Annotated in this window: 24 protein-coding genes and 1 pseudogene; 8 read left to right on the top strand and 17 right to left on the bottom strand. The window is 46.5% G+C overall.

Annotation, left to right across the window (positions count from 1 at the left end; genetic code table 11):
- Window positions 1–156 precede the first annotated feature (156 nt).
- Window positions 157–2,208: a catalase gene (locus ACWJJS_RS01045; protein ID WP_103526494.1), complete on the bottom strand. Its 2,052-nt coding sequence runs from the start codon at window positions 2,206–2,208 to the stop codon at window positions 157–159.
- Between the two features lie 200 nt (window positions 2,209–2,408).
- On the opposite strand from ACWJJS_RS01045, the gene citH reads away from it, so the two are divergent.
- The gene (citH, locus tag ACWJJS_RS01040) at window positions 2,409–3,689 is read left to right on the top strand and encodes a citrate transporter CitH (protein ID WP_454023240.1); all 1,281 of its coding nucleotides are present in this window, start codon (window positions 2,409–2,411) and stop codon (window positions 3,687–3,689) included.
- A gap of 41 nt (window positions 3,690–3,730) precedes the next feature.
- On the opposite strand, the gene bglS is transcribed toward citH, so the two are convergent.
- Window positions 3,731–4,462: a beta-glucanase gene (bglS, locus tag ACWJJS_RS01035; RefSeq protein WP_003150769.1), complete on the bottom strand. Its 732-nt coding sequence runs from the start codon at window positions 4,460–4,462 to the stop codon at window positions 3,731–3,733.
- Window positions 4,463–4,711: 249 nt separating this feature from the next.
- Complete coding sequence (licT, locus tag ACWJJS_RS01030) at window positions 4,712–5,545, bottom strand: BglG family transcription antiterminator LicT (protein ID WP_070082586.1); 834 nt, start codon at window positions 5,543–5,545, stop codon at window positions 4,712–4,714.
- Window positions 5,546–5,716: 171 nt separating this feature from the next.
- Between licT and ACWJJS_RS01025 the strand changes: the two genes are divergently transcribed.
- Window positions 5,717–6,967 carry an MFS transporter gene (locus tag ACWJJS_RS01025; protein ID WP_106080301.1) on the top strand — a complete coding sequence of 417 codons (1,251 nt, stop codon included), beginning with the start codon at window positions 5,717–5,719 and terminating at the stop codon, window positions 6,965–6,967.
- 31 nt (window positions 6,968–6,998) lie between these two features.
- Here the strand turns inward: ACWJJS_RS01025 and ACWJJS_RS01020 are convergent, their stop codons facing one another.
- From ACWJJS_RS01020 to ACWJJS_RS00965, 12 genes and pseudogenes are all read right to left on the bottom strand, one after another.
- Window positions 6,999–8,438 (bottom strand): DEAD/DEAH box helicase, encoded by a 1,440-nt coding sequence (locus tag ACWJJS_RS01020; protein ID WP_015418533.1) that lies wholly within the window; start codon window positions 8,436–8,438, stop codon window positions 6,999–7,001.
- A gap of 54 nt (window positions 8,439–8,492) precedes the next feature.
- Window positions 8,493–8,867 (bottom strand): hypothetical protein, encoded by a 375-nt coding sequence (locus tag ACWJJS_RS01015; protein WP_025853663.1) that lies wholly within the window; start codon window positions 8,865–8,867, stop codon window positions 8,493–8,495.
- 36 nt (window positions 8,868–8,903) lie between these two features.
- The gene (locus ACWJJS_RS01010) at window positions 8,904–9,164 is read right to left on the bottom strand and encodes a DNA-binding protein (protein WP_326361887.1); all 261 of its coding nucleotides are present in this window, start codon (window positions 9,162–9,164) and stop codon (window positions 8,904–8,906) included.
- A gap of 16 nt (window positions 9,165–9,180) precedes the next feature.
- Window positions 9,181–9,546, bottom strand: coding sequence for a YxiJ family protein (locus ACWJJS_RS01005; protein WP_146275841.1), 366 nt, complete (start codon window positions 9,544–9,546; stop codon window positions 9,181–9,183).
- Window positions 9,540–9,701: a hypothetical protein gene (locus ACWJJS_RS01000; protein ID WP_167860543.1), complete on the bottom strand. Its 162-nt coding sequence runs from the start codon at window positions 9,699–9,701 to the stop codon at window positions 9,540–9,542. The genes ACWJJS_RS01005 and ACWJJS_RS01000 overlap by 7 nt, the downstream gene beginning before the upstream one ends.
- A gap of 102 nt (window positions 9,702–9,803) precedes the next feature.
- A complete protein-coding gene (locus ACWJJS_RS00995; protein ID WP_454023239.1) occupies window positions 9,804–10,631 on the bottom strand; it encodes a hypothetical protein in 828 nt (275 codons plus the stop codon).
- 42 nt (window positions 10,632–10,673) lie between these two features.
- Complete coding sequence (locus ACWJJS_RS00990) at window positions 10,674–11,096, bottom strand: hypothetical protein (protein WP_454023238.1); 423 nt, start codon at window positions 11,094–11,096, stop codon at window positions 10,674–10,676.
- 124 nt (window positions 11,097–11,220) lie between these two features.
- Window positions 11,221–11,628: a YxiG family protein gene (locus ACWJJS_RS00985; RefSeq protein WP_015387499.1), complete on the bottom strand. Its 408-nt coding sequence runs from the start codon at window positions 11,626–11,628 to the stop codon at window positions 11,221–11,223.
- Window positions 11,609–11,970: pseudogene (locus ACWJJS_RS00980) on the bottom strand (hypothetical protein). Before ACWJJS_RS00980 ends, ACWJJS_RS00985 begins: the two are co-directional and overlap by 20 nt.
- 677 nt (window positions 11,971–12,647) lie before the next feature.
- The gene (locus ACWJJS_RS00975; RefSeq protein ID WP_102422086.1) at window positions 12,648–13,712 is read right to left on the bottom strand and encodes a polysaccharide lyase family 1 protein; all 1,065 of its coding nucleotides are present in this window, start codon (window positions 13,710–13,712) and stop codon (window positions 12,648–12,650) included.
- A gap of 141 nt (window positions 13,713–13,853) precedes the next feature.
- The gene (locus ACWJJS_RS00970; protein ID WP_070082594.1) at window positions 13,854–14,765 is read right to left on the bottom strand and encodes a DMT family transporter; all 912 of its coding nucleotides are present in this window, start codon (window positions 14,763–14,765) and stop codon (window positions 13,854–13,856) included.
- 148 nt (window positions 14,766–14,913) lie between these two features.
- Window positions 14,914–15,360: a universal stress protein gene (locus tag ACWJJS_RS00965; RefSeq protein WP_154303003.1), complete on the bottom strand. Its 447-nt coding sequence runs from the start codon at window positions 15,358–15,360 to the stop codon at window positions 14,914–14,916.
- A gap of 251 nt (window positions 15,361–15,611) precedes the next feature.
- On the opposite strand from ACWJJS_RS00965, the gene ACWJJS_RS00960 reads away from it, so the two are divergent.
- Window positions 15,612–18,743: a DUF3427 domain-containing protein gene (locus ACWJJS_RS00960; RefSeq protein WP_454023237.1), complete on the top strand. Its 3,132-nt coding sequence runs from the start codon at window positions 15,612–15,614 to the stop codon at window positions 18,741–18,743.
- On the opposite strand, the gene ACWJJS_RS00955 is transcribed toward ACWJJS_RS00960, so the two are convergent.
- Window positions 18,732–19,121, bottom strand: coding sequence for a (deoxy)nucleoside triphosphate pyrophosphohydrolase (locus tag ACWJJS_RS00955; protein ID WP_172615091.1), 390 nt, complete (start codon window positions 19,119–19,121; stop codon window positions 18,732–18,734). The two genes, ACWJJS_RS00960 and ACWJJS_RS00955, sit on opposite strands and share 12 nt — an antisense overlap.
- Window positions 19,122–19,305: 184 nt before the next feature.
- Window positions 19,306–20,712 (bottom strand): glycoside hydrolase family 43 protein, encoded by a 1,407-nt coding sequence (locus ACWJJS_RS00950; RefSeq protein ID WP_454023236.1) that lies wholly within the window; start codon window positions 20,710–20,712, stop codon window positions 19,306–19,308.
- Window positions 20,713–20,953: 241 nt separating this feature from the next.
- Here ACWJJS_RS00950 and hutP point away from each other — a divergent pair, with 241 nt between their 5' ends.
- The 5 genes from hutP to hutG all read left to right on the top strand — a co-directional run bounded on the left by hutP (window position 20,954) and on the right by hutG (window position 26,922).
- The gene (gene hutP, locus ACWJJS_RS00945; RefSeq protein ID WP_004393292.1) at window positions 20,954–21,400 is read left to right on the top strand and encodes a hut operon transcriptional regulator HutP; all 447 of its coding nucleotides are present in this window, start codon (window positions 20,954–20,956) and stop codon (window positions 21,398–21,400) included.
- Between the two features lie 112 nt (window positions 21,401–21,512).
- The gene (gene hutH / locus ACWJJS_RS00940; protein WP_454023235.1) at window positions 21,513–23,051 is read left to right on the top strand and encodes a histidine ammonia-lyase; all 1,539 of its coding nucleotides are present in this window, start codon (window positions 21,513–21,515) and stop codon (window positions 23,049–23,051) included.
- Window positions 23,048–24,712, top strand: coding sequence for a urocanate hydratase (gene hutU / locus ACWJJS_RS00935; protein ID WP_454023234.1), 1,665 nt, complete (start codon window positions 23,048–23,050; stop codon window positions 24,710–24,712). The genes hutH and hutU overlap by 4 nt, the downstream gene beginning before the upstream one ends.
- Window position 24,713: 1 nt before the next feature.
- Complete coding sequence (gene hutI, locus ACWJJS_RS00930; protein ID WP_454023233.1) at window positions 24,714–25,979, top strand: imidazolonepropionase; 1,266 nt, start codon at window positions 24,714–24,716, stop codon at window positions 25,977–25,979.
- Window positions 25,972–26,922: a formimidoylglutamase gene (hutG, locus tag ACWJJS_RS00925; RefSeq protein ID WP_454023232.1), complete on the top strand. Its 951-nt coding sequence runs from the start codon at window positions 25,972–25,974 to the stop codon at window positions 26,920–26,922. Before hutI ends, hutG begins: the two co-directional genes overlap by 8 nt.
- Window positions 26,923–26,926 lie beyond the last annotated feature (4 nt).

Raw genomic sequence — 26,926 nt, 5'->3', positions numbered from 1 at the left:
CTGCTTTAAATAGCGCATGCCCTGACTCTCTAAACCTGTTGTCTGAATGTCCCGGACAGCGGAAGGTACGGATTCGCACGGAAGCAATTTTCGTTTTCTCCCAATATTCTTTCACAAGAAAAAAGCGCCCCTCTCATCAAAGGCGCTTTTTCATTCTTATACGTTTCTGTCCCAATGCCGATGCTCAGCCACGGCTTTCAGAAATTGTTCATGGTTTCCGTCCGGAACAAGACCGGGGCCGCTTTCGGTTCCGGCGGCGAGGGCGAGAAGTTCTTTTCCTTCACCGGAGGCGCCGATCGCTTTGTAATGGCTGAAAGCTTCGTTGACGAAGTCTCTGGCCGATTTTTGGGCTTTGAGGCTGTCTGTGCTTTGTTTTCCGCCCGGAATGAAAACAGCGTCGTACAGGACGGAATCCACTGTCAGGAAAGTGGCTGACGCTTCGAGCTCCGTACCGTTTTCTCCCTTGACGGTTCCCAGCGCGGGGCTGATGATATCGGCTCTGACTCCCGCCTGTTTGCATGCGTCAAGCACTTGTTTGACTTTCTCATCAGAAAACCCGTGGTCGGTTAAAACCGCAACCTGCCTTGTCGCTGCCGTCTTCACCGTGTTTTCCTGGCTTAAGGCAGGGGAAGTGAACGTTTCATCAGATTCACGGTCCTTCGGCGGCGGGTTCACGCCGATTCCTTTCGCAACACGCTCGGCAAGCCCGGCGTCGACATGACTGAAGACATCAACCACCTGCTGCTGCACATCCTTGCTGTTCACTTTTCCGACCTCAAAACAGAACGCGGAGATGATATGTTCTTTTTCGGCGGGAGACATGCTGTTCCAGAACATCTTGGCCTGAGAAAAATAGTCATTGAAGCTCTCACTGCGCTGGCGGATTTTTCTGCCTTCTACTTTTTCCTGGTAATGAACGTATCCGCCTTCTTCTTCTGAGGCCGGCGACGGATCATTGTTCTGCAGAGAATTTTTATGATAGGCGACAGGGCCCTTATTAATCGTCATCCGGTGGTAGCCGTCGTATTGGTTGTTATGGAACGGGCAGACCGGCCGGTTGATCGGAATCTCGTGAAAATTCGGCCCGCCAAGACGGATGAGCTGTGTATCTGTATAAGAGAAAAGCCGTCCCTGCAGGAGCGGATCATTGGTGAAATCAATGCCCGGCACGACATTTCCCGGATGAAAGGCGACCTGTTCCGTTTCCGCAAAGACATTGTCCTGATTGCGGTCGAGGGTCATTTTTCCGATCAGCTTGACGGGAACCAACTCCTCCGGCCACAGCTTCGTCGGATCAAGGATATCGAAATCAAATTTAAATTCATCTTCTTCGTCAATCATCTGAACACCGAGCTCATACTCGACTTTGCCGCCGTTTTCAATCGTTTCCCATAGGTCGCGGCGGTTGAAATCGGGATCTTTCCCGGCAATTTTCTGCGCTTCATCCCATACGAGGGAATGAACGCCGAGCACGGGTTTCCAGTGGAATTTGACAAAGCGCGCTTTTCCTTTCTCGTTGACGAAACGGAACGTATGCACGCCGAAGCCCTCCATCATCCGATAGCTTCGCGGGATGCCGCGGTCAGACATCGTCCACATGACCATGTGCGCGGATTCAGGATTGTTTGCGACAAAATCCCAGAACGTATCATGAGCCGTCGCAGCCTGCGGCATTTCATTGTGCGGTTCCGGTTTTATGGCGTGAACGAGATCCGGGAATTTGATCGCGTCCTGAATAAAGAACACCGGAATATTGTTTCCGACGAGGTCATAGTTCCCTTCTTCAGTATAAAACTTCGTCGCAAATCCCCTGGCGTCACGGACGGTGTCGGCTGACCCCTTGGAGCCCGCCACTGTTGAGAAACGGACGAAAACAGGCGTTTTGACGGACGGGTCCTGCAAAAATTTCGCCCGTGTATATTCCGTCATCGGTTCGTACACCTGAAAATGCCCATGAACGCCGTACCCGCGCGCATGAACGACCCGTTCCGGAATCCGCTCGTGGTCAAAGTGCGTCATTTTTTCACGAAAATGAAAATCCTCCATCAGCGTGGGGCCGCGGACGCCCGCTTTTAAGGAATGCTCATCCTCAGACACGCGAAGCCCCTGATTGGTCGTCATTTTTTTGCCGCTGTTATCAGATCGGTACTGCTCCAACTGTTCGTCCTTTGAGTGTTCATTTACTCGTTTGTTTTGATCATCACTCATGTCAGTTCCCCCTTCTGAAACGAAACATTCTACAGCACATTTACCCGCGGCGTTCTTCAAATAAACTGCTGATCCGCTCATTAGGATTTTAGGTCTGTATTTACATATGCGGTCATACACATTTTGAAATAAGCCCTTTTCACAGAAACAAAATGTGAAAACGCTTACCAAAACAGCTGTTGAACAGGGGAGGTCATATCGTGCTTGGCATACTCGGTTTTGTGATGATGATTGTCTTTATGTATCTTATTATGTCTAACCGGCTTTCCGCTCTTATTGCTTTGATTGTCGTTCCTGTTGTGTTTGCCCTGATCAGCGGATTTGGCAAAGATCTCGGCGGGATGATGATTCAGGGCGTTACAGACCTCGCTCCTACCGGGATCATGCTGTTATTCGCCATCCTTTATTTCGGCATTATGATTGACTCAGGTTTGTTTGATCCCCTCATTGCCAAAATCCTATCGCTTGTCAAAGGAGATCCGTTAAAAATCGCCATCGGCACAGCGGTTCTGACGATGACCATTTCGCTGGACGGAGATGGGACAACAACGTATATGATTACGATTGCGGCAATGCTGCCCCTTTACAAACGGCTCGGCATGAACCGTTTGGTGCTGGCGGGGATTGCGATGCTCGGTTCGGGCGTCATGAATATTATTCCGTGGGGCGGGCCGACGGCGAGGGTTTTGGCTTCCTTGAAATTGGACACGTCAGAAGTTTTTACACCGCTGATTCCCGCTATGATCGCCGGCGTTCTCTGGGTGATCGCCGTTGCTTATCTCCTTGGAAAAAAAGAACGGAAGCGTCTCGGCATCATTTCGATTGAACACGCGCCGTCTTCTGATCCGGAGGCGGCGCCGCTGAAGCGTCCCGCTCTCCAGTGGTTTAACCTGCTGCTGACTGTCGCTCTGATGGCCGCGCTGATCACCAGCCTGCTTCCCATCCCTGTTCTTTTTATGATCGCGTTCGCCATCGCCTTGATGATTAACTATCCAAATGTCAAAGAGCAGCAGAAACGGATTTCGGCGCATGCGGGTAATGCGTTAAACGTTGTCTCAATGGTGTTTGCGGCAGGCATATTTACAGGCATTCTCTCAGGCACAAAAATGGTCGATGCGATGGCGCATTCTCTCGTTTCCCTCATCCCTGATACCATGGGCCCGCATCTGCCGTTGATCACGGCGATTGCCAGCATGCCTTTCACCTTTTTCATGTCGAATGACGCCTTTTACTTCGGTGTTCTTCCCATCATCGCCGAAGCCGCTTCCGCTTACGGAATAGACGCCGCTGAAATCGGAAGAGCCTCCTTGCTGGGCCAGCCGGTGCATCTGCTCAGCCCGCTTGTGCCATCCACCTATCTATTGGTCGGAATGGCAGGCGTCAACTTTGGCGACCATCAAAAATTCACCATCAAATGGGCCGTGGGAACAACGATTGTGATGACGATTGCGGCGCTTTTGATTGGGATTATTTCGTTTTAATTAAAAAAGGATTTCCGCTAGCGGAAATCCTTTTCTGTACATTATTTTTTTGTATAGCGCACCCAGTCATAATGAGCGTATAGCGGATTTACACCATTGTAGGAACCGAGCCAGTCATCGACACCTATCCCATTCCACAAGTTCATCATGATCTTTCCCGGTGTTGTCGGGATTTGGCTTGTCGCAGTATGTTTTAATTGCCCATCGACATACCATTTAATAGAGTTCGGCTGCCAATCGAACGCATACGTATGATAGGCATTGGCCGCGTCAAATCCGAGATCCGCAACCTTCTCATGGTTTCCCGCGCCATTTGTATAATAATTAAATTGAACCTTTGTCGTGTCTTTTCCTAAAAATTCGATATCAATCTCATCCCAAGGGGTACCATCCGTTGGACCTGTATAAGTGAAGAACGATGAAACAATCCCCGTGTTTTTAGCCGGTTTCATTCTGACTTCATAAAGTCCATAGCCATAGGTTTGAGCGGAGCGGTTCTCCCCGCAGTCAAACTTGTTATAAGACGGGCTTGTCAGCGCCAAACGCATTTCACCTGATGACGTCACGGATACATTATTTGCACGCCAAGTGCAGTTGAACATATCTCCATTGGAGTAACCATTTGCTTTTTGCCAGAAACCGGAGTTATAGCTGTTAAACGGTTCAAAAAACGATCCGCCTGTTTGAGCTGATGCAGCAGAAGTGATCGCACACAAACTCAAAAACAATCCAGTGACAAGAATGAGCAGCACTCGTTTCATACGATAAAACATGTCGGCATTCCCCTTTCTTTGAAAGCGATTTCTTTATCGATCATACATGATTCTGTTAAAAGGGAACATCGGTCAGAATAATGATAATAACGAATTTTAAAAAAACCTAAATTACCATCAGCACAGTAAGAGATGATCCGCACTCATTGTAATTTAGGTTTTGCCTGCTTATGAGTAACAATCCTAACAAGATCATATGTGAATGTAAGAAAAAATGAATACAAGAAAACAAAAATACAAACGCTTTCATTATGCTTGTTTGACTACCCTTTCTATGTGAATCGTTAAATACAGCAGCTCGTCACTGGTGAGCTTGTGCTCATACGCCCTCTCAATGCATGTTTGGATTTTCTTCGTGCATTCATACGCCCGATGGTATTTTTCTTTCACTGTCTCCAGCAAAAAGTCGTCCTGGCTTTCCATATGTGTGCCGTTAAAAAGACGCTGCGCGAAAAACTTTAAGTGGGTGACAAATCGATAATAGTGAAGCGATTCTTCGTTGAATTCAATCTTAAAATGGTATTTTACGATCCTCAAAATCTCTTGCATGACTTTTGTAATGTTGATGATATTGGGCATCTCTTCATTCAGCTCGGCATTTACAATATGCAGCGCAATAAAGCCTGCTTCATCCTCCGGCAGAGACACGCCAGTCTTGTTTTTCACCATGGCCAACGCTTGTTTGCCGATTGCAAATTCGTCTTTGTACAGCCGTTTCGTTTCCCACAGCAAGGCGTTTTTGATATCCAGCCCTTTCTTATTGCGCTGGATCGCAAAGTTAATATGATCGGTCAGCGACACATAGATGCTGTCGTTGAGCTTTTTGCCGAGCTGTAATTTCGCATAGCTGATAATCTCCTCGGATACTTCCATACACTCGATCGGAATATCATACAAAAGGGTTTTGAACTTTTCTGATACATCTTTGTTATCGAGGGTGAACACTTTCTCAATGCGGGCTTCATCTACCGGATCTCCCGTTTTCTTTTGAAAAGCAATGCCCCGGCCCATGATGACCAATTCCTGATTGCCTTCTTTGAGCACACTGACGACATTATTATTAATGACTTTCGCAATCTTCAATTCCGTCTCCCTCCAGCCTGACCATTTACCTGCTACACCTTGATTGTACATCCTTTTTGTACTAGGTCAATATCTCCAGGTCAATCAGAAAACGCCGTTCAGAAATCATTGTCCAACGATGAGGCAGCGGCGCATATAATGCAGAGAACCGGTTTTTGGGAAGGAGCATGTGTGATGAAACGGTTTTCGAAAGAAGAAAGCAGCTGGATGCTGTATGATTGGGCCAATTCAGCTTATTCGGTCATTATTATGACGGCGGTGTTTCCCTTGTTTTTTAAAGCGGCGGCGGCGGAAAACGGCGTCAGCGCGGCTGATTCCACCGCTTATTTGGGCTATACGATTGCCGCCGCGACTTTTATTTTGGCGATGCTCAGCCCCGTCTTAGGAACGATTGCCGACTACAAAGGATGCAAGAAACGGTTTTTTGCCTTCTTTTTTCTGATCGGTGTGGCGGGCACCGCCGCGCTGGCTTTGATTCCCGGCGAACCTTGGATGCTGTTATTAATTTGTTATACGATTTCCACGATCGGCTTTGCCGGATCTAATGTGTTTTATGATGCGTTTCTCGTTGATGTGGCCGCAAAGGAGCGGATGAATATGGTGTCCGCCAGGGGGTTTGGGCTGGGCTATATCGGCAGTACAATCCCTTTTCTCCTCAGCATTGCCGTGATTCTGTCAGCACAAGCGGAGATGATTCCGCTGTCCGCCCAGGCTGCCGGCCGCATTGCCTTTTTGATTACGGCGGCATGGTGGGGGCTGTTTTCGATTCCGCTCCTTCTCCGCGTCCGCCAGCGCTATTATATCGAGAGGGAGCCGCGGCTTGTGATCAGCAGTTTTATACGGCTGGCCGGCACGCTGAAGCAGATCAGGAAGCACCGGGCGCTGTTTTTGTTTCTGCTCGCCTATTTCTTCTACATCGACGGGGTCGGCACCATCATTACGATGTCCACGTCATACGGGGCTGACCTCGGCATCAGCGCGGCAAATCTGCTGATTGTTTTATTTGTCACTCAGGTCGTCGCCGCGCCTTTTTCAATTTTGTACGGACGGCTGGCCGAACGGTTTAAGGGAAAAACAATGCTTTATGCCGGCATCGGCGTGTATATGATTGTCTGCACGTATGCTTATTTTATGGATTCCGCTTTTGATTTCTGGGTTTTGGCTATGCTTGTCGCCACTTCCCAAGGCGGTATTCAGGCGCTGAGCCGCTCTTACTTTGCAAAGCTTGTCCCCAAACAGAACGCCAATGAGTTTTTCGGCTTTTATAATATCTTCGGCAAGTTCGCTTCGATTATCGGCCCGCTTTTGATTGCCGTCACCGCCCAGCTGACCGGAAATTCGTCAGCCGCCGTGTTCAGCCTGATTTTGTTATTTGTGATCGGCATTGCCATCCTTGCGTTTGTGCCTGAGGAAACGGCGTAAAAAAAGCCTGCACGCGGCAGGCTTTCTTTTTTTATTTCTTGGCTTTATGGACTTTCAGTTTTTTGCCTTTGACCGTCGTATTTTTCATGATGTCAAGAACGTGCGGGCCTTTGCCGTTCAGAATTTCGACGTACGATGCGTTGTCCAGAATCGTGATAATCCCGATATCATCGGCTGAAACGCCGTCGATTTTCGCGATCGTCCCTACAAAATCGACCGCTCTGAGTTTTTTCTTTTTCCCGCCGTTAAAATACAGTTTCATGATGTCTTTGTTTAACTGTTCGCTTTTGTCTGTTTTGACATCGGGGCGGGCGTTCAATTTTTCCGCAAATGCCGCTTTCCGTTCCGCTGTTTCTTTTTCCGACGGCGCTTCCCGCTTTTGGATGCGGAAACCGATATATGTCTCAATGTCATTCAGAAACCGCGATTCAGACGGCGTCACAAACGTAACGGCCAGTCCGCGGTGTCCGGCGCGGCCCGTTCTGCCTGTGCGGTGCACATAGCTTTCTTTTTCAAGCGGAATATCATAATTGATGACGAGGCTGATGTTTTCGATATCAATTCCTCTGGCGGCAACGTCGGTCGCAATGAGATAGCGGAACTCGCCGCGCTTGAATTCATTCATGACGTCAAAGCGGTCTTCCTGCACCATGCCGCCGTGAATTTTATCGCAAGGGTAGCCCAGCCTGTCCAGCTCATCGGTTAACTGTATGACTCTTTCTTTTGTCCGGCAGAATATGATGCAGCTGTCCGGGTTTTCGGTGATCAGGACATCACGCAGCAAAGATGTTTTGTCCTCTTCTTCTGTTCTGGTGACAAAATGCTCAATGTCTTTTGTCGTCAGGCCTTCCGCTTTTACTTCAATCAATTCAGGGTCTTTCATATATGTGCGGCTCAGCTTCTCGACGTCATCCGGCAGCGTCGCTGAAAACAGCATGGTGACTCTGTTTTTCGGCAGATGCTGAATGATGGCTTCCACCTGTTCAATAAATCCCATATTCAGCATTTCATCCGCTTCGTCAATCACCACATACGCCAGCCGCTCAAGCGGCAGCGTCCCTTTTTCTATATGATCAAGCACACGCCCCGGTGTTCCGGCAACGACGTGGCTTTTTTGCTTCAGTTCGGTTTTCTGTTTGTCAAAAGAAGCTTTTCCGAAAACCGCCGTGGCTTTTATCCGTTTGAAACGGCCGATATTCGTGATATCTTCTTTAATCTGCGCCGCAAGCTCGCGGGTCGGCGTTAAAATCAGGGCCTGCGGTTTGTTTTCCTCCCACTCCGCAAGTTCGCAGATCGGAATGCCGAAAGCCGCGGTTTTGCCGCTGCCCGTCTGCGATTTGACGACGAGGTCTTTTTTTTGCAGCGCGGCGGGGATGACGCGCCGCTGCACTTCAGTCGGCTCGGTGTATTGCAAGCCATTCAGCGCCCGTCGGATCTCGGGGCTGATCGCATATTCATTAAACTCATTCATGACTAAACTCCTTCTCTGTCCGGCTCCCCTCATTATACGCGAAATGCCGCCGCTTTACCCTGACGTTTTGCCGGGCCGTTCGGGGGACTGCTTTTTCTTCATGTCGAGCACGACCCATTTGGCGCAATAAAAGCTCATGCTTCCTTCCCCGTCATTGACATAGTAGCGGATCGATTCCCAGCCGCCGTCGACCGGGCTGATATCCAGATGGATGTCGGTGATGCTTTCAAGATCATCCAGCCGGGCAGACCTCACATCCTCAAACCGCAGCACGGCATCATACTGTCCGTCAGTCAGCTTCAGCTCAAACACCGGGATTTTATCATAATACTCGTTATACCCGGTATAGAACGTAAACTCCGTCAATTCAAAACAACCCGGCGAATCCGGCCCCGGCAGAACTGCTTTCTCATGTTTGTGCCATTCCATTTTGCGCCTCCTTTTTTTCACCTGAATTGACATGTCTTACAAAGCCCCATGAACTTCTTTATATTCCTGCACCCAATCTCTTAATTCTTCTAACGTATGCAGATACGCATCAGGCGAATCTTTCAGATCAAACCCGCTCAAATATACGAGCATCTCCCAAACGGTTTCGTCCTCAACCGCCGGATCATCTGCACTCACATACTCAGACGCCCAATCCGACACTTCTTCCCTCGCCGCTTGACCGTTCAGGATCAGACCAGCCTTCTTCAGACATTCTGCTATTGTTGGTTCTTTCACGTCAGAAGCCTGCCTTTCATTTCTTGTTTAAAATGCTGACTAACAGCCTCCTGGCCCGTTCATGCCGCCCGATTTCCCGGCTGAGCTCCGGATAATCCGTTAAAGCGTTTTTCAGCTGCGCATATTGCGGATACAGCTCAAAAAAGGATTTATATAAGGCTTTACGCTGCCGCGCAGGGATTTGTTTATTCGCCAACACAAAATCTAAGCTGCCGCAGACAAGTGCGAAGTATTCATAAAAATCCCCAGCGCAGGCAGCACCCTCAAAGTCTTCTTCGAATCTCCCTGCATCTGAAGGCAGCGGCCCCTCTAATTCTTTTTTGTATAATTTCAGGTTTCGGATGACGTCATCATTTAAAGAATATCTGTTGGATTTTAACATCTCAGAATCACTCGAATATCACCTGATTCATCGATGATCGTAATCGAAAGCCCGCCATTCTGATGCCGTCCGAGATACAGACGCCCGCAGTTATCAAAATGACAAAAACATCCTTTTACTGATTCTTCGACTATCTTATTCATTTTTATTTTCATATAATTACCCCTTGAGTCTTGGATGGTATTTTATTTATATCGATCGTTCACTCTGTAAAATGATATGCAGATGGCTGAAAAAAGCCATCTGCATAGGATTGATCAATACTTTACCAGATATAAATCGTTATCACTAAAGATAAAAATGCGGTCCTGGACGGCTCTGTACGTTGTTTCTCCTTTTCTATCAATACCGTCTATCATGACGTCAGCCTCTGATAAGCCTTTGTTCTCTTCATGAAATGCAAATAGGTTATCCTCGTGACTCTGAATCAGAAGCACCCTTTTTTTCGAAACGGATAGCTGATCACAATAGGAGTATTGATCGCCGTCCAGCACATATTCTGAAACAGTACGAATTCTGTCCTGTTCAATCTGATAATGACCGATGACACAGCAATCCTCTCCCTCGAAACATACATACAAATCAGATTTGATCGATTGTACGGCATAGCATTCATGCATCATTTCTTTAAAATCGTCTTCAAAATAAAACGTTCTGTCTTCTGTATGAAAAGCAAATATCGCTTTTCCTTGAGGATTTCTCTCATCATACATACCCTCGTCCGTTAATCCGATCCATAATAAACCATCCTCACCCAGATGAAATACATTGGCGCTTAATAGAAAAGAACAAATCGGATTGATTTTATTACTGTTTATGCAGTATACGGCTAATTGACACGTATGATTTTCCAGGTAAACGATCACGATTGTGTTATCATACGAATCAACCAGATAGAAATGGGCATCTTCAGAAAATCCGCATAACTCTTTTTGGATTAAAAGAGAGCTGCCTTTCATAACCTCCAATATTACTTTGTGATCGTGCACGGACACAATAAACACTTGATCATCCCTGCCCGCATTGAAATAAATAATATTTTCCCTTTCATATGAACCAACCCGCCCCGCAGTAAGTTCTAACATCAGCAACACTCCGTTGATTAGGAATCTGGAATTCATATTAAATTAATCAATGATATATAAATCTGCTGCATCGTATTCAAACCAAATGATTTTTTCATTATTTTCAGTAGTTACATCAACTTTTTGAGTATTCAGGTTCATGTAGGACTTATTTTTGGCAGGATATGCCATTATAACAACGAAGTCATTGAACGATGCTAAAAAATATAATTCATCTAATAAGTAATCTGCCATCAATTCTTCTTTGGTTAGGACACATTCAATATGAATGAACTTTTTCGATACAGTATTCATATGTATCATTTTCTTTTCAACCTTCTTCTTCCATTCTTCAATAAAAGAAGGTGTTGCCATAACTTCTATCAGAACGGTTTCGAATTCTAAGTCATTCATTAATTGAGAAAAAGTATCTTTACTCACTAGATCACATGAATATATCGAGTTGTATTTCAGCGGATTAATCACATCCAGATTCCCTATAGCCTTCAATGATTATTTTTGTATATTTAAAGGACTGCTCATGTTTGCCTCCGCGAACGATTTAGTTATGTAAGGAAAGAGAGGCTGGGAACCTCTCTTATTTGTTTATTTATGATTTCGAATGATACGCATAAAATGATTGATCATCAAAGCGAACTGTTTCAGCTTCTATAGCAATCAGCATTCTGTTCATGTCAATGAGAAAATTAGCATTTGATTGATACTCAGGAATTACAGCATTTGATAGATTTCCGATTCCTTCCGGGTGGTAACTCATCTCAAATACTTGCCAATTGTATTCTTCAGGATCTATTTTTTCTAATCTCATATCACCAATATCTGCACTAAAATAAACAGATGCTACATTTTGAAAAAGAATGTTATGCGTATATTCGGCTTTATTTTCAACGACCTGAATCTTAAGTGAAAGTTCTTTTTTAAACACTTGAAAATCAAAATGAAGGACAGCGCACCCCCCATCTATGTAATCTACCCATTCATTTATTGTTTTGTACATCGTTTATCTCCCTAAAGTTTTGGAGTCTTTGAGATCTGATTTTAGAGTCTACACGAAAAGTTCTAGCTTCTCTTCATTACGAATATTCGTTTTCTTTATCTATACTCAAAATAAAAAATGGTTCAATTGTTTCTAAACGTATCCTGTCTTGATTGCCTGCTAATAACGCTTCGATCACTGATGTCAGCATTTTATATTCACTTTCTAATAAACGGCAGAGTAATCGCGGGCGATTACTTTATTATGTTCCAACATTTCAAACATTGTTGAGATAAAAGGATCATCCTCCGCCTCTTGATACCTTCTTGGTGTTATTTCAAGTTCCAGACAGCTGTCTCCGATTTTGGTCGCTGTCTCCTCCCTTTGAGTGAGAGAGGCTGGGAACCTCTCTTCACATTAATAGACTAGGATTCATTTAACATTTCAATCATTTCTGCCGCTTCTAAGTACAATTCATTTATCCTGTTTTGAATTTCTTCTGCGATTTCTTCATCACTTTCTAGATCTGATAAATATCCCGCTTTACCTGGAAACAACTTTTTTTCACAAACCCATATATCAAAATGATCTACACAATAGCCGTCTTCATTATCGTGAAAGCCGGTGCCGCCCAAATAGGCTGCAAAAAAAAATATCAGTGAATGATAGGTATTCTCCCGACTCTTCCAAAAGCAGCTTCAATTTTCAATCCCATTTTTCTAAACTTTTCTTGATTCTTATTTTGTTTAATGCGATTCGTTCAAATTGTTTTTCTATTTGTAGTATCTCTTTCTGTGTAATAGAATTCAGGTTGATTCATGTTACTCCTCAGTATTCTGGCCGCATCCTCTTTCCATAGCCAGTCAATGAGTTAGAGAGATTTAAGTCCCGCTCTTGTGCAACACAGTTTTAACAATAGTAATATTATTGAAATTGTTTATCAATATTTTCCTAGGTATTTAAGGTTATTTTAAGGATTATAGGAATTTTGAACCTTTTATTCATATAAAAAAACCGCCGGCTGCCGGCGGTTTTTCGTATTATGGATAGCGGAGATTTGTATTTTGCGCTCCCGCGTAGGATTGGGCGAAGTTTTTGGCGTCCTGGGCTGAAAGCGTGCCGTAGCTGTAATTTGATCTCGGATTCCAGCCGGTGCGCGGTGATTTCGGGGCTTTGAGCGACGGGAATGAACCGATGTCGGTGAATTGGGCCGTCCCGTAGTCGTCTATCATTCCGCCTTTTTCATTTCCGTTACCGAAATAGTTGGCTTCTGAGAAGACAGTCGCGTTCGTATGAATGGTGAATCCTAAATTGAAATTGGTCACATAGTTGTTTTTCGCGTGAAAATAGCCGTATCTCATCAGGCCCGGTGAACGCACATAGACGTTATTAAAATAGTTATTGGTGATCGTCATATGCGGATAGCCGATATAATTGCGTCCTTCGTTATCATCATTCGGATAACCGAGAATCAGGCCGTACAGATGGTCTGTGAATTTAGAGTTAGACAGCGTCACAAAATCCGCTTTGGCGCCGACATACAGAAGCTTTCCCAAATCGCTGTGGCTGTTCGGATTGTAGCTGTGTCCTTCAAACCACACGTGGTCAATCCAGTAATTCTGCCCGTTCGCTATGTACATCGGAATGTCGTTGTTGCCTGTAATGGCGGCATTATGGCTGATAATGAGATTTTTGAAAATCACATTGTTTGAGCCGGAGCCGGTGGTCAGATAGATGTTGGTCAGCCTGTGGCTGGTATAAGAGCCGACGATGGTTTTATTGGCGCCGACTGTCACAACGGCTTTACCCGGGGAAGAAATATCACTTGTGATGACGATGGTTTTGCGGTCCGTTCCGCCCGCATTGTTTTTCAGATCATTGAGATTGCTGACGTAGACGACGGGGCCGCCCTGGCCTCCCGATACGGCGGATTTTGCTTTTCCGTTATGATCCTTCGCATTGCCAGCGAATCCGGTAAGTCCCTGCATCACATCCGGATAAGCCGCTGCCGCTTCTGTCTGCTTGGATGCGGAACATACGATGGCCAGACAAAGCGCAAAGCCGAGTGCAGCCAAGAAAGCGAGATGACGCGTCTTCTTTTTCATGCCCTTCACTCCTTTAATCTCTTAAATTGTAAACACATGAAGTATTATACAATTACTATCCTCTTTTTCCATGATCTGTTTGTCTGCTTTTTCGTTATGGCTGAAAAGCCCCAAAACAAAAAAAGCAGCCGATACGGCCGCCTATATACGGGTGCTGTCTGCCTGAGTTTCCGCCGGCACGGCTTTTTGCTTTCGAATCAAGGACAGCGCCATCCCCGCAAAAATCATCACAATCCCCAAAGATTGATAAAGGTCGGGGCGAAATCCCGTAAATACGGTGTCAAGCACAATCGCCACCGCCGGATCAAGAAATACGATGATTGAAATAAACCGGGTGGATAAAAACCGCAAGCTGTCAAAAAAGAGCAAATACACAATTCCCGTATGAATGATACCGGTTGACACAATCATGATCCAGTTCACATGCGACAAATCAGAAAAAGCGCCGAAACGGACGAACGGGAGAAGAATGATAACGCCCAACCCGGTCTGCAAACAGGTGACCGCATATGGACTGAGACTGTTGATGCCTTTCCCGGCCAGTGTCGTAAAGGCGTAAAAAAGGGCGGCCAGCACGGCCCAAATAATACCCGATCCCATCAGCTGAGAAAATGATGTACTTCCGTTGATGCCGGAAATCAGGGCGGTGCCCAGAAAACAAATCACGATGGAAGTGACGGACACAATATGCAGTTTCTCCCGGTATATAAGGCTCCCTAGAAGAAGGACGAGAACCGGAGCCAGATGATAAACGGAAATCGCTATCGTCACTGATGTCTCCTCAAATGATTTAAATAAAAACACCCAGTTCAGCACGAGAAAAAATCCGCAGGCCAGTGTCTGCAGCACCTCACGCCGGTTCCATTGTTCGGTGCGGTACCGTCCGGAACCAAACCAGCAAACGCCCAGAAACAATGAGGCGCACAGACATCTCACAAAGACCAGTTCAATTGAAGGCACATTCGTATGTTCCGAGAAAAAGCCGATTGATCCGAAAATGACCATGGAAATGACCATTTTGATGACGGCATTTGATGTTTGTTCAGCTTGCATTGATTCGCTTCCCCCATATCATTGACTGTTTATTCAGACAAATACTAACAGCCATTTTACTTGATTCAGAGGAAGATTTCATCCTATTTTTCGAAAGACGGCGGTCTTTTCTCATTAAAAAAAGCCCCGCATCAGCAGGGTCTTCTGTTTAATGAACGATCAGTACAGGACAAGGAGACAATTGTGAGACCTTATGGCTCACGCTTCCGAGCATCATTTCTTTAAATCCGCTGATTCCGCGGCTTCCGACGACAATCAGATTGAAATGCTGTTCTTTCGCTATGTTTAAAATTTGATGCGCAGGTTCGCCTTGGACGTATAGGCTTTCCGCGTTTACCCCGCTTTCAGCCGCTTTCTGCTTGGCATCTTCCAGAATGGCCGCTCCTTTTTGCTCGACTTCATGTTTGATGTCTTCAATGAAGTTTTCCGGAACATAGACAATCCCTGTTAAGGCTGATGTGGAGACAACGGCTTCACGTCCTGCATAGAGAATGGTGAGTTCAGCCTGCTGTTCTTTCGCCAGATGGATCGCTGCGTTCAAAGCTTTGCTGCTCATGTCTGAACCGTCTACTGCTGCAAGAATTTTTTTAAACATATGAATCCCGCCTTTCTGCTTTTATTGTCCTCCTCTCTTTGCTGAATGTCAATTTTGCCGGCTTTCTCCGGAACATTGCGCTTACAGACTTTCTCCGTTTGTGGCGATGACGTCTTTATACCAAACCAAACTACCTCAGCGTTATTTTTTAAGCGCTTAATAAATAGGACTTTATTCTCTTCTTTTTCAGTATTACCTATTGGTAAAAGTAGTGATAAAATGGAATTATTGATATAAAAAAGGAGATTATGATGAGAAATCATAGAGGCTTCCATGAGGAAATTCAGCAACAACAAAAACTTTATCCAACATCACATCGCATTCAACCGGTCAGCCCAAAAGAATATGCAGAGGTTTTGACTTTACATACGGCAAAACAACTGAGCGAGACATTTCAAACACTTGTAGATCAAGATCAGTATGAACAAGCGATTCAGCTGAGCGAGAAGGTTGCCTCTCAGCTTGGAAAACATACGAATTTTTCATTGCCACTTTCCACAGTGCTTTATAGTTTAAATGAAATGGAACTTCCTATTTCAGAGGAATTTTCTCTACATCGTCTGAAACTGCTAGGAAATCATCAAACTCATGAGAACTTTTTCAAAGCATTAAAACACGAAATGTTAACGGCGGATCGGGTAGACTTTATGGTTAGTTTCACAAGGTGGTCTGGTGTTCAGCTTTTGATCCCTCCGCTTCAGGAGCTTGCTAAAAGACATGTTCCTGTACGCATCATTACATCTACCTATATGGGTATTACAGAACCGAAGGCGTTAAGACATCTTCTTCAATTTGAAAATGTAGAGTTGAGAATTGTAAATGAATATAAAAAATCTTTCCATACGAAAGTATACTTATTTGAACGCTGTTCTGGACAGCATAGTGTCATTGTAGGATCTTCAAATCTATCACAAGCTGCCCTTACGACCGGGTATGAGTTAAATGTGAGACTACCTGAAACCAGATATCTCCCCGTTTATCAACAAACAAAAGATTTGTTTGACACTGTTTGGAATGAAAAGACACAGCCTGTTGACGAACAATTTTTACAAGACTATGAGGAATTCCAAGCTGGAAGCCAAAAGGTAAGTGCTTCCTTTGCTGCTCAAAACTCTCTTTACAAAACGAAAATGTCCCCGAATTCCATGCAAAAGGAAGCATTACGAAACCTTAAAAAAACAAGAAACGAAGGGGAGACAAAAGCAGTCATCATCGCCGCCACTGGAACCGGAAAAACATTTTTAGCAGCATTTGATTTTGAGCAATTTAAACCAAATAAATATCTTTTTCTTGCCCACCGGGAAGAGTTACTTTCAAAAGCAATCGAAACATTCAAGAAAGTCACAAATAATCATGAAGATTTTGGCTTATTGACTGGCACGAAAAAAGAAAGAGATAAGCGTTTTTTATTTAGCACTGTACAAACGTTACATAAAAAAGATACTTTGGAATCTTTTTCAACAGATGAGTTTGACTACATTGTGATTGATGAATTCCATCATGCAGAAGCATCTACCTATCAAGCTGTATTAAACTACTTTACACCAAAGTTTTTATTAGGTTTAACTGCAACACCAGAGCGTCTTGACGGTAAAGATGTGCTTCAGATTTGTGATCATAATGTTGTTTATGAAATCAGACTCCGCGATGCCCTAAAGGCAGAGCTACTTGCGCCCTTTCACTATTTTGGAATTTCAGATCATACTGTAGATTACGAAAAAGTAAAAGTGAAAAATGGACTGTACGAAGAGAAATCGCTAGTCGATCATTTAAAAACGCATAAACGAGTAGAATATATCATCAAGATGATCAACATGTATGGATTCCACGGCGAGAAAATGGTTGGCCTAGGTTTCTGTACAAACGTCGAACACGCAATATACATGAGTGATGAATTTAATAAATTGGGCTTTTATACAACTTACTTAACAGGAAATGATTCTCCTGCAAAAAGACAAGAGGTCATTCGTCAATTGGAGGATCCGCACCACAGTTTAGAACTTATATTTACAGTAGATATTTTCAACGAAGGAATAGATATTCCAAAGCTCAATCTACTATTGTTCCTTAGACCAACAGAATCACCGACGATTTTCATTCAGCAATTAGGACGGGGACTTAGAAAAACTGACGACAAAGAGTTTGTAACAATACTGGATTTTATCGGAAACTATCAAAAGTCATTCGTTATTCCACTCGCACTATCTGGACAAACAAGCCAAAAATCTTTTGATAAAGATTCCCTCCGAGTGGCCGTGACGCATGAGTTTTCAGATTTACCTGGAGGATCTTATGTTGACCTTTCAGCCGTAACGAAGAAAGAAATTTTAAATAAGATCGATCATGTTAAACTAAATTCAGATGCCATGCTGAAAACGTTATATAAGCAATTTAAACAAGAGCTAGGGCGCTCTCCAGAATTAATTGATTTTCTATACTCTGAACAGGCACCTGGGCTTACCTTTTTTATAAAGAAATACAAATCGTGGGTACAGACCAAAAAGAAAATGGGCGATTTGAATGTTACAGATGAAGGAATTCTCAATAACCCCTTGGTTGTAGGGATAGTAGCAAAATTAGAACAGCAATTACCTATTAAATGGCCTTATGAATGGTTAATTTTACAGAGCGGTTTTCACAAAAATATCATCACAATAGAAGATGTAAAAGAATCGTTAGAAAAACAGTTTCATATTCAAATCACAACAGATACACATGATGACCTCATTCAGCGAGCAATGGAGCGTTTAACGAAATCAGATCAAAAACAGAATTGGCGCTTTGGTACATTACAAGGTGATACATTCAAGTTAGATGCAGAAGTGAGCTTGATATTAAACGATCCATTATTCGGACCGTATATTAAGGAGCGCCTCCACTATGGACTGATTGAATTTAGACGTATGAACAATATAGAAGCCCTTGCTTCAAAAGAGATTAAGCTAACATTGTATCAGACCTATACAAGAAATGAGCTCATTTATCTTTTTCAGTCAACTGATCAGGAAGGGACTTGGCGAGAGGGTGTACGTAGAGTTAAAAATCACTATTTAATCTTTATCAATTTGAATAAGTCAGAAAAAGTAGACGATCATTTGCTATATAAAGATTATTTTATTGATCCTAGCCATTTTCACTGGCAAAGTCAAAACCAAACCTCACATACATCAAGCGTAGGGCAAAACTTTATTCACCATAAGGAAAAAGGATATCATATTCATTTATTTGTGAGGAAATTCACTGAAATGCACAACATCACTTTACCATTTATTTATTTAGGAGAAGCGGATTACGTATCAAGCCACGGAGACAAGCCAATGAATGTCAAATGGAAGCTCCATCAGCCTGTCCCAGAAAACTTGTATGTGGATTTAACGAATTAAAGCAGATACGGTCGGAAGATCAGCGGGTGCCCACTCTAGTGATTCTAGCTCACGAATAGGCACCCATCTGAATTCCGCATGCTCTTTTGCTACCGGCTTCCCTGATACAATCTTCGCTTTTATTGAAATTAAATTGACGATGACCTTCTCATATTCATGATGAATATCAGCTATCAAATCGCCCGTAACAATTTTACAATCAAGTTCCTCTTCAATTTCTCTTACAAGTGCTTCCCGAGCATTCTCCCCTTCTTCAAGCTTTCCACCAGGAAACTCCCACAGATTAGGAAGAGACATTTTTGGAGAACGTAGAGCACATAGAATTTCATTGTTTTCATTTTGTATAACTGCGGCGGCTACTTTTATTGTTTTTTTCAAAATTAAACTTCCTTTCGTTTTTTCTTAGGTATGTATTCATATTTTTATTATCAATTTTATACTGTTCACTGTAAACGATAGAGGTTGAGTCCATCATAATTCAAATGGTTTATTAAAAGCAACAGAAGGTCATTCTCCTAATTAGCAAGAAAAAAGCACCCTCCAAACTGGAGTAGGTGCTTTTTCACTTCACTCCCCAAACAGCCTCCCCATCACCGCTCAGCACACTAAACGTTACAACTTCTTTCTCTCTCGCTGAGTCCCATTCTTTCAGGAAGACACCGTCATAATGTGTGCCGTTCAGGTTGATTCGGGCTTTGCTGCTGTCGGTTATTGTCCAGGTTCCGGTCATTTCCCCGGAAATGGTGCCGTCGTTGTTAAGCCGGATGGTTTTTGGGGTTTTGATCGTAGCTGTAATGTCTTTTCCGTGCTGGATGAGTTTGTAGGCTCCGGATGCGGCGGCTGCCGATATGTGTGTATCCGGTTCTCCTGCGTAGCGGTACGGCGCTGCAACGGGCCATCCGTCTTTGTTCATGTACAGCCGATGCACTCTGACTTCGTGCTCTTCGCCTCTGTTCGGGAAACGGGTGTGGAAAATGAGGTATGATCGTTTCGTTTTCCCGTCGTAAAACACGGAGTTGTGTCCCGGTGAAACGTAGCCCGTGCCTTTTTCAGATTGTGAGGCGAAGCTGTAGCCGCCCATGAGTTTGACCCCGTACGGTTCAATTGCTTTGTCATCGAAGAAACTGCCGTCTTTTCCTTTGGCGTCAAGCATGTTATGGCCTGCGGCGTCATAGTACGGACCGTCCGGATTTTGGGAACGCGCCACACGCATATTGTAACCGCCGGCTGTGTCAAGTCCGCCGAATGACAGATACAGATAGTAATATTTCGTTTCCGGATTGTAGCTGATGTACGGGCCTTCGATTCTGCTGTGATTTCCGCCGAGCAGTTTTTTTCCGTAGCCTTGGTTCGGGAGCGGGAAACCGGTTTTCGGATTCATTTCCAGTATGAAAATCCCCCCGGAGTAAGAGCCGTACACCATCCAGAGCTTGCCTTTATGGTCAAAAAACGTTTGCGGATCTACGACGTTCGGGTGAACGTTTGCATGATACGTCGTGCCGTCTTCGCTTTTTCCTTCCATGCCCGATTTCAAAAAGATGCCTTTGTTTTTGTAGGGTCCTTCGATTTTGTCACTCACGGCGACACCGAGAGCGGATCGCGGCGAGTCTCCTTTACAGGCGTTATAGTACATGTAATATTTCCCGTCAGCCAGCTGAGCCACATCCGGCGCCCACAGCGTATCAGACTGGGCCCAGTCGAATGTCTCTTTTAATTCGGAGTAGACGTTCGGGATCAGGGGATTATTGGGATTGACGCTTGAAGACAGTTGCTGCCACTGCATCAGGTTTTTCGACTTGGCGGAAGCCAAATGCGAGCCGAATACATAATATGTATCGCCTGTTTTGATGACGGACGGATCATGCACGCTGACCTCTGAAAAAACGGGATGCCGGGCTTTTGCCTGCGGCAGAGTGAACCCGATAACCGCTGCTGAGACCAGACACACACGAAAGAAACTGGTTTTCATTTTCTGAAATCTCCTCGCTCTCTTCTTTTCTTAAAACGCTTTCAAGACAACGCTCCATTTTATGACGCGGATGGCGGAAATATGTGATCAACAGCGCCGGCTTCCCGATGTACCGCTTTAATACAATAGCAATCTGATTTGTGAAAGACTGGAAAAAAAGTTTTGACTTCTGATTCGCAAACACTTAATATAAAAAACAGTTACTAGTTATCAGAATATTTAAGAATTGAGTGAAGCATATATGACCTTACACAAAGACCGCCGCATCGGGCGATTGTCCGTCCTTCTTCTGCTTCATGAGACTGAAGAAAACCAGCAGATCAGCCGGCTGGAACGGGACGGCTGGAAAGTCTGTCTCGGCAGGGTGGGTTCAATGGATGCGCATAAGGTGGTAGCTGCAATTGAAACCGCTTCCAAAAAGAGCGGCGTCATTCAATCTGAGGGTTATCGCGAATCACATGCGCTGTATCATGCCACAATGGAAGCTTTGCACGGAGTGACGCGGGGCGAAATGCTGCTTGGCTCGCTGCTTCGTACCGTGGGCCTGAAGTTTGCCGTCTTGCGGGGAAATCCGTATGAAAGCGAGGCGGAAGGCGATTGGATCGCCGTTTCCCTTTACGGTACGATCGGAGCTCCGATTAAGGGGCTTGAGCACGAAACATTCGGAGTCGGAATTAATCACATATGAATCAGCCCATAGATTTCAGATGATAGGGGGCTATGCATGAAACATCATTTTCATGGCATAGCTCCTTTTTGTATGGGCGCTTTACCAAAGTAAAGAAAAAGGGGTTGAAATGATGGTAACGTTAGACGGTTCCTCACTGACAACCGCAGATGCCCAGCGTGTGCTGTTTGATTTTGAAGAGGTTCAGGCATCTGCCGAAAGCATGGAACGTGTGAAAAAAAGCAGGGCGGCGGTTGAACGGATCGTTCAAGAAGAGAAGACCATTTACGGGATTACGACGGGGTTCGGCAAGTTCAGCGATGTGCTGATTCAAAAAGAAGACGCCGCGGATCTGCAGCTGAATCTGATTCTTTCTCACGCGTGCGGCGTCGGTGATCCGTTTCCGGAATCTGTATCGCGGGCCATGCTGCTTTTGCGCGCCAATGCCCTGCTGAAAGGCTTTTCCGGCGTGCGGACTGAGCTGATTGATCAACTGCTCGCGTATCTCAATCATCGCATTCACCCGGTCATCCCGCAGCAAGGGTCACTGGGGGCGAGCGGAGATTTGGCGCCGCTTTCTCATCTTGCACTGGCGCTTATCGGGCAAGGCGAAGTCTTTTACGAAGGGGCCCGGATGCCGGCAGCTCATGCTTTAGAAAAGACAAACCTTCAGCCGGCCGTCCTGACCTCTAAAGAAGGGCTCGCGCTGATCAACGGAACGCAGGCCATGACCGCGATGGGGCTGATCGCTTATCTCGAGGCCGAAAAGCTGGCCTATCAGTCGGAACGGATCGCGAGCTTAACGATCGAAGGCCTTCAGGGCATTATCGATGCGTTCGACGAGGACATTCATGCCGCCCGCGGATATCAGGAACAGATGGATGTCGCAGAGCGAATCCGCTATTACTTGTCAGACAGCAAGCTGACGACCATCCAAGGGGAGCTGCGTGTCCAGGACGCCTATTCGATCCGCTGTATCCCTCAGGTCCACGGCGCATCATGGCAGACATTAGCGTATGTAAAAGAAAAATTAGAAATTGAGATGAATGCCGCGACAGATAACCCGCTCATTTTCGAAGACGGCGCCAAAATCATCTCAGGCGGAAACTTTCACGGACAGCCGATCGCCTTTGCCATGGATTTTCTCAAAGTAGCGGCGGCCGAGCTTGCGAATATTTCTGAACGCCGTATTGAACGGCTTGTGAATCCGCAGCTGAATGACCTGCCGCCCTTTCTGAGCCCTCAGCCCGGCTTACAATCCGGAGCGATGATCATGCAATATGCGGCGGCCTCCCTCGTGTCAGAAAATAAAACCCTGGCCCATCCCGCCAGTGTCGATTCCATTCCTTCATCGGCAAACCAGGAGGATCACGTCAGCATGGGAACCATCGCCTCAAGGCACGCCTACCAGATCATCGCGAATACGAGACGGGTGCTTGCCGTTGAAGCCATTTGCGCGCTGCAGGCTGTGGAATACCGGGGTGCGGAACATTGCGCCTCGTACACAAAACAGCTCTATCTCGAAATGAGAAACATCGTGCCGTCCATACAAGAAGACCGCGTGTTTTCTTATGACATCGAACATCTGAGTGACTGGCTGAAAAAGGAGTCTTTTCTGCCGAATGAGCACCACCAAAAACTGATGACCAATGAAGGGGGACTTACAAGATGACTGATGTAAAGAAATCAATCCGCGCCGGCCGCGGCACCGAACTTGAATGCTTAGGATGGGAGCAGGAAGCCGTGCTCCGCATGCTCCGAAACAACCTTGACCCGGAGGTTGCCGAAAAGCCGGAGGATCTGATCGTATACGGCGGCATAGGCAAGGCCGCGCGAAACTGGGATGCTTTTCACGCGATTGAGCGCTCCCTCAAAACGTTAAAAGATGATGAAACACTGCTGATCCAATCCGGAAAACCGGTCGGACTGTTCCGCACGCACAGCCGCGCGCCCCGCGTCCTGCTGGCTAATTCGGTTCTCGTGCCGAAATGGGCGGATTGGGAGCATTTCCATGACCTCGAGAAAAAAGGACTGATGATGTACGGGCAAATGACCGCCGGCAGCTGGATTTATATCGGTTCACAAGGTATTTTGCAAGGCACCTATGAAACCTTTGCGGAGCTTGCGAGACAGCATTTCGGCGGCAGTCTGAAAGGAACCCTTACGCTGACGGCCGGACTTGGCGGAATGGGAGGCTCCCAGCCGCTGTCCGTCACGATGAATGATGGCGTCGTCATCGCCGTTGAAGCGGATGAAACACGGATTGATAAACGGATGGAAACAAACTATTGCGACCGGAAAACCGCATCAATTGACGAAGCGCTGCGCTGGGCCGAAACAGCCAGACAAGCCGGAGAACCTTTATCGATCGGCCTTCTCGGCAATGCGGCAGAGGTGCATCATGAGCTTTTGAACCGCGGCGTCCATATTGACATCGTGACCGATCAGACTTCCGCTCACGACCCGCTGATCGGCTATATTCCGGCAGGATACTCACTTGAAGAGGCCGACCGCCTGCGCCGGGATCAGCCTGAATTATACGTAAGGCTTTCCAAGCAGAGTATGAAAAAGCATGTGGAAGCCATGCTCGCCTTCAAGAAAAAAGGGGCTATCGTCTTTGATTACGGCAACAACATCCGCCAGGCTGCCAAAGATGAGGGGCTCGCCGATGCTTTTGATTTTCCGGGATTCGTTCCTGCCTACATCCGGCCTTTATTTTGTGAAGGAAAAGGGCCGTTCCGCTGGGCCGCGCTGTCCGGTGACCCTGAAGATATATACCGCACGGACGCTTTATTAAAAGAGCTGTTTCCAGAAAATCAAGCCCTCCACCGCTGGATTGACATGACGCAGAAAAAAGTCACGTTCCAAGGCCTGCCGTCCCGTATTTGCTGGCTCGGCTACGGTGAACGGGAAAAGATGGGGCTCGCCATCAATGAATTGGTCAGAAACGGCGAGCTGAAAGCCCCGATCGTCATCGGAAGAGACCATTTAGACTGCGGATCTGTCGCCTCTCCGAATCGGGAAACAGAAGCGATGAAAGACGGAAGCGACGCGGTCGGCGATTGGGCGGTGCTGAACGCGCTGATCAACACGGCCTCAGGCGCAAGCTGGGTTTCTTTTCACCACGGCGGGGGCGTCGGCATGGGGTATTCCCTTCACGCGGGAATGGTCGCGGTCGCTGACGGCAGCATCCTTGCGGAACAACGGCTTTCCCGCGTTCTGACAAGCGATCCGGGAATGGGCATCATCCGCCATGCGGACGCAGGTTATGAAAAAGCGGTTCAAGTCGCCGAGGAACAAGACATTATGATACCGATGAAAAAGGAGCGGTAACATGCCGAAACAAATAGATACCATACTCACCAACATCGGCCAGCTGCTGACGATGGAATCCGGCGGCCCCCGATCCGGCGGGAGCATGCAGGATCTTCATGTCACGGAAAATGCCGTCATCGGCGTTCACGACGGGCGCATTGTTTTTGCCGGACATCAAGGAGCGGAGAAAGGATACGAGGCAAGAGACATTATCGACTGCGGGGGACGGCTCGTCACCCCCGGCCTCGTCGATCCCCATACCCATCTTGTATTCGGAGGGTCCCGCGAAAAAGAACTGAATTTAAAAATTCAGGGCATGTCTTATTTGGATATTCTGGCGCAAGGCGGCGGTATTTTGTCAACGGTCAGAGACACGAAAGCCGCCTCCGAAGAAGAACTGATTGAAAAAGGGCTTTTTCACCTCGGACGCATGCTGTCATACGGCATCACGACCGCGGAAGTAAAAAGCGGGTACGGACTCGACAAAGACACGGAGCTGAAACAGCTGATCGCGGCGAAAAAACTGGGTGAGCGCCAGCCGGTCGACCTTGTCACGACCTTTATGGGAGCACACGCCATTCCGCCTGAGTACCGGAACAGCCCTGACGAATTTCTGAATCGCATGCTGCAGCTTTTGCCTGACATAAAAGAAAAAGGCCTTGCGCAATTTGCCGATATTTTCACAGAAACAGGCGTCTTTACCGTCAGCCAGTCACGGGACTACCTGAAAAAGGCGGCTGAAGCTGGTTTCGGCCTGAAAATCCATGCTGATGAGATTGACCCGCTCGGCGGCGCGGAATTGGCGGCAGAGCTGCATGCTGTTTCTGCCGATCATTTGGTGGGGGCATCTGACGAAGGCATCGAAAAGCTTGCGGAGTCCGGAACGATCGCCGTCCTGCTGCCGGGCACGACTTTCTATCTCGGCAAACACACTTATGCGAGAGCCCGGGAGATGATTGATGCGGGCGTACGGGTCAGTTTGGCGACTGACTTCAACCCGGGCAGCTCACCGACGGAAAATCTCCAGCTCATTATGTCAATTGCCGCGCTTCATTTAAAAATGACCGCAGAAGAAATCTGGCACGCTGTCACCGTTAACGCAGCGTATGCGATCGGAAAAGGCGAAGAGGCCGGACAAATCAAAGCCGGACGGGCGGCTGACATTGTCATTTGGGAAGCGCCGAATTACATGTATATCCCGTATCATTACGGCGTCAATCATGTCCGCCGTGTCATCAAGAACGGAAAGACGGTCGTTTCAAGGGAGGGAGCCGCTCTTGGCTAAGTATCCGTTTCTGCAAAAAGCCGGCTCCCTCTTCAACGACCGCTATGTGACAAGGATCGGCGATGTGACGGAAGCGTGGGCGGGACAAACGATCAAAGGGCCGGCTTTGATCGGCGTTCCGCTTTCTAAGTCGTCAATCAGCCATTCCGGCGCCTGCTTTGCACCCGGTGCGATCCGCCGGGCGCTCGGCGGCATTTCCGCATATTCCGCGGAGCTGCGGGAGCATGTCATTGACCATCTGTACGATATCGGCGATATTCAGATTCACGTCACGGATGTCGTCAAATCTCACGAACACATTTATCGGACCATTTATGATATTCTGACGGACCAGCCTGACTGGGTGCCCGTCATTTTCGGCGGCGACAACTCCATCAGTTATTCCACCATTAAAGCCATTGCGGAAACGAAAGGAACAACGGCCGTCTTTCAATTCGACGCCCACCACGACGTCCGCAACACAGAAGACGGAGGGCCGACAAACGGCACGCCGTTCCGCCGTCTGTTAGATGAAAATATCATAAGCGGACAAAATCTGATTCAGCTTGGAATCAGGGAGTTCAGCAACAGCTTGGCATATGAACAATATGTAAAAGAGCGTCAGGCAGACGTGCATACAATGGAGATGATCCGGGAGAAAGGGCTTCTCCGAACGATACAAGACACTTTGCCGGCCGTTCAAAAAAGAGCCGACGCCATTTTTATTTCGGTTGATATGGATGTGCTGGATCAAGCTCATGCGCCCGGCTGTCCTGCGATCGGCCCCGGAGGCCTGTATACCGAGGAACTGCTTCAGGCGGTCAGGTATTTAGCCCAGGAGGCTGACATCTCGGGTATTGAGATCGTTGAGGTTGATCCGACACTTGATTTTCGCGATATGACAAGCAGGGCAGCCGCACACGTCATTTTACATGCATTGAAGGGATTTAAATTGTCACGTTAAAGTC

It is taken from the genome of Bacillus sp. JK106, from assembly GCF_053663355.1.
This window is presented reverse-complemented; position numbering and strand designations above follow the sequence as displayed.

Bases quoted from the DNA above. Each gene is read 5' to 3' on its own strand.
- ACWJJS_RS00965 (WP_154303003.1), bottom strand. From the start codon at position 15,360: ATGTTTAAAAAAATTCTTGCAGCAGTAGACGGTTCAGACATGAGCAGC.
- bglS (WP_003150769.1), bottom strand. From the start codon at position 4,462: ATGTTTTATCGTATGAAACGAGTGCTGCTCATTCTTGTCACTGGATTG.
- hutI (WP_454023233.1), top strand. From the start codon at position 24,714: ATGCCGAAACAAATAGATACCATACTCACCAACATCGGCCAGCTGCTG.
- ACWJJS_RS00960 (WP_454023237.1), top strand. From the start codon at position 15,612: ATGAGAAATCATAGAGGCTTCCATGAGGAAATTCAGCAACAACAAAAA.
- ACWJJS_RS01005 (WP_146275841.1), bottom strand. From the start codon at position 9,546: ATGTTAAAATCCAACAGATATTCTTTAAATGATGACGTCATCCGAAAC.
- ACWJJS_RS00985 (WP_015387499.1), bottom strand. From the start codon at position 11,628: ATGTACAAAACAATAAATGAATGGGTAGATTACATAGATGGGGGGTGC.
- ACWJJS_RS00975 (WP_102422086.1), bottom strand. From the start codon at position 13,712: ATGAAAAAGAAGACGCGTCATCTCGCTTTCTTGGCTGCACTCGGCTTT.
- ACWJJS_RS00995 (WP_454023239.1), bottom strand. From the start codon at position 10,631: ATGTTAGAACTTACTGCGGGGCGGGTTGGTTCATATGAAAGGGAAAAT.
- ACWJJS_RS00950 (WP_454023236.1), bottom strand. From the start codon at position 20,712: ATGAAAACCAGTTTCTTTCGTGTGTGTCTGGTCTCAGCAGCGGTTATC.
- ACWJJS_RS01015 (WP_025853663.1), bottom strand. From the start codon at position 8,867: ATGGAATGGCACAAACATGAGAAAGCAGTTCTGCCGGGGCCGGATTCG.
- hutH (WP_454023235.1), top strand. From the start codon at position 21,513: ATGGTAACGTTAGACGGTTCCTCACTGACAACCGCAGATGCCCAGCGT.
- hutP (WP_004393292.1), top strand. From the start codon at position 20,954: ATGACCTTACACAAAGACCGCCGCATCGGGCGATTGTCCGTCCTTCTT.
- ACWJJS_RS01045 (WP_103526494.1), bottom strand. From the start codon at position 2,208: ATGAGTGATGATCAAAACAAACGAGTAAATGAACACTCAAAGGACGAA.
- ACWJJS_RS00970 (WP_070082594.1), bottom strand. From the start codon at position 14,765: ATGCAAGCTGAACAAACATCAAATGCCGTCATCAAAATGGTCATTTCC.
- ACWJJS_RS01020 (WP_015418533.1), bottom strand. From the start codon at position 8,438: ATGAATGAGTTTAATGAATATGCGATCAGCCCCGAGATCCGACGGGCG.
- hutU (WP_454023234.1), top strand. From the start codon at position 23,048: ATGACTGATGTAAAGAAATCAATCCGCGCCGGCCGCGGCACCGAACTT.
- ACWJJS_RS01000 (WP_167860543.1), bottom strand. From the start codon at position 9,701: ATGAAAATAAAAATGAATAAGATAGTCGAAGAATCAGTAAAAGGATGT.